Origin of the sequence: uncultured Cardiobacterium sp., from assembly GCF_938028185.1 — a bacterium.
In the GTDB taxonomy this organism is placed as follows: Bacteria; Pseudomonadota; Gammaproteobacteria; order Cardiobacteriales; family Cardiobacteriaceae; genus Cardiobacterium.
In genome coordinates, this window is the sequence record NZ_CALJAH010000381.1 from 1 (window position 1) to 2,091 (window position 2,091).

Below are 2,091 nucleotides of genomic sequence, written 5' to 3' on the forward strand. Positions count from 1 at the left end.
TCCCTCCCCCGTGGGGGAGGGCTGGGGTGGGGGCAGGGATACAAATTCCAAAAACCTGTCCCTTTGCCTGGTTTGGAAAGAGGTCTAATTAAGCAAGCGCCCTTGCGGCCTTATTCACCCGCACGCCATTTACCGTCTATCTGGATAAGCGGGATTTCATCATTCCGGCTTTCGCCGTTTTTGGTTTTGATGGTAATAAAGGCGCGGGCTTTGGTTTTGCCGTCGCTATAGGCGATGTCATTGACGGTAACGCTGTCGAGCCCCTGATTTTTTTCGGTCTGTTCGCGCATGACCTTGCCCGCCTGACGCATTTGCTCTTTCATGCCGTCTGCACTGAGGTGATGTTTTTGCAGAAATTCAGGCGAGGTGTATGTCCATGCGATGACTTGCTCAATGTCGCCATTCAGAGTTTCGGTAACGTAGGCTTTGGCGAAGGTTTTGGGGTCACTTTGTTTGTCGCTGCAAGCGCTGATAACAAGAGCGAGCAGGGCAAGGGTCAGGATACGCAGGGATTTTTTCATGGATGTCTCCGGAGATTCAGGCGGATTTGCCGCGGGGATGATAGCGGGTTTTGCCGGGGAGTGCAGACGATACGGGAAACGCCTCATGATGAGGCGTTTTGCAGTTTTTGCAGGACGGCGGTGTTGGGTTCGGGGAAGCGGTAATCGCTGATTTCCGCGCGCGTAACCCAGCGCCAGCGCTGACCTTCAAGGCCTTGCGGGGCGATGTCCCGCGTGAGGCGGATGTGGTAGAAGTCAAGGATGACTTCCGCACCACGGCTGCCGTGGTAGTAGTGGGTGAGCGTTTCGTTGGCAAGGTCAAGGCCGAGTTCTTCGCGCAGCTCGCGCAGCAGCGCCGCTTCGTGGCTTTCATCCGGTTCGATTTTGCCGCCGGGAAATTCCCAATAGCCCGCCCAGGCCTTGTCCGCCGGGCGTTCGGCGATGAGGAGCTGGCCTTGCGGGTTTTCGATGATGGCGGCAACGACGTTGAGGGGTTTGTGGTTTGTCATTTTTGGGTCTCCATAAGGTTCAGTATGCGGAAGCCGCGTAATCAGCCGTGCAGCAACGCTTGCCAGCGCTCCTGCAACACTTCCAGCTCCGCCAGCAGTAGCGCGCGCTGCTCGTCCAGATATTCCTGCAACGCCGCCTCGTCGGCAAACTCCTGCAACAGCGCCCACGTCTCATCTGCGGCAATCGCGGCGATTTCCGCATTGAGCGCGTCAATACTGGCGCGCAACTCGCGGATACGCGCCTGCAACGCCTCGCGGTCGGTGAGCGCCTCGCTCGCGGCGGTAAATACCCCGCGCTGCAACTGCGCCAAAAACTGCTCCACCGCCGCCACATCCTTGCGCTTGTACGCCGCGCCCAACGCCTTGAACAACGCCTCCGCCTGCGCCTTGAATTCCGCCGCGACCCGGTCGGGGTGGCACAAATGGCAGGCACGGCGGTACGCTTTTTTCAGGCGGTCTTCCTCATCGGCATCTAGCTCGGCAGCGGGCGGCTCGGCAGCCTGCGCTTCTTCGGATTGCCGCTGGTCTTCCTCAAATGCCTGCCGCGCTGCCTGCGCTTCCGCAAAAGCCTGATAAAGCGCCTCGGCTTCGGTTGATGCGCGCCGCTCTTTCTCCAGTTCCAGCCGCGCGATTGCCTCGCGCAGGCGGAAAATTTGCTGCAAGGGCGCGCCGCATTGCGCAAAGAAGGCGCGGTTAAAATGCTCCAGCTGCTCTTGCATCTCGTCGCGCTCCAGCGTTTTCGCGGCTATCTCCCGCTCCAGCCCGGCAAGCTCAAAGCGCAACGCGACTAATTGCTCGTCGAGATAGCCGACCAGCGCCGTCTGCGCGCTGAGAAACGCGCCAATACGCGCGACCGCTTCCGGGTAATGTCTGCCTTGCAGCAGGTGGATGATTTCAGCGAGTGCCGCGTGTGTACTCGTGGCAGCGTCCATTTGTGCCAGCGCCGCTTGCAAGGCGGGCAATTGCAGGGCAAGCAAAGATTCATCTTCCAGCGCCATCGCCGCGCGGACAATTTCCAGACGTTTTATGGTGGTGTCCTAAAATGTATGCTGCCTCAAACAAATCCGTAGTTGATATAGAAA

3 protein-coding genes are annotated in these 2,091 nt (G+C 58.9%); all 3 read right to left on the reverse strand.

Annotated features, from left to right (window positions below; all coding sequences use genetic code 11):
* Positions 1-110: 110 nt before the first annotated feature.
* Positions 111-521 (reverse strand): DUF4878 domain-containing protein, encoded by a 411-nt coding sequence (locus Q0349_RS11205; protein ID WP_298081050.1) that lies wholly within the window; start codon positions 519-521, stop codon positions 111-113.
* Positions 522-604: 83 nt separating this feature from the next.
* Positions 605-1,009: a (deoxy)nucleoside triphosphate pyrophosphohydrolase gene (locus Q0349_RS11210; protein WP_298081051.1), complete on the reverse strand. Its 405-nt coding sequence runs from the start codon at positions 1,007-1,009 to the stop codon at positions 605-607.
* 41 nt (positions 1,010-1,050) lie between these two features.
* The gene (locus Q0349_RS11215) at positions 1,051-2,007 is read right to left on the reverse strand and encodes a J domain-containing protein (protein WP_298081052.1); all 957 of its coding nucleotides are present in this window, start codon (positions 2,005-2,007) and stop codon (positions 1,051-1,053) included.
* Positions 2,008-2,091: the final 84 nt, after the last annotated feature.

Bases quoted from the DNA above. Each gene is read 5' to 3' on its own strand.
- Q0349_RS11205 (WP_298081050.1), bottom strand. From the start codon at position 521: ATGAAAAAATCCCTGCGTATCCTGACCCTTGCCCTGCTCGCTCTTGTT.
- Q0349_RS11210 (WP_298081051.1), bottom strand. From the start codon at position 1,009: ATGACAAACCACAAACCCCTCAACGTCGTTGCCGCCATCATCGAAAAC.
- Q0349_RS11215 (WP_298081052.1), bottom strand. From the start codon at position 2,007: ATGGCGCTGGAAGATGAATCTTTGCTTGCCCTGCAATTGCCCGCCTTG.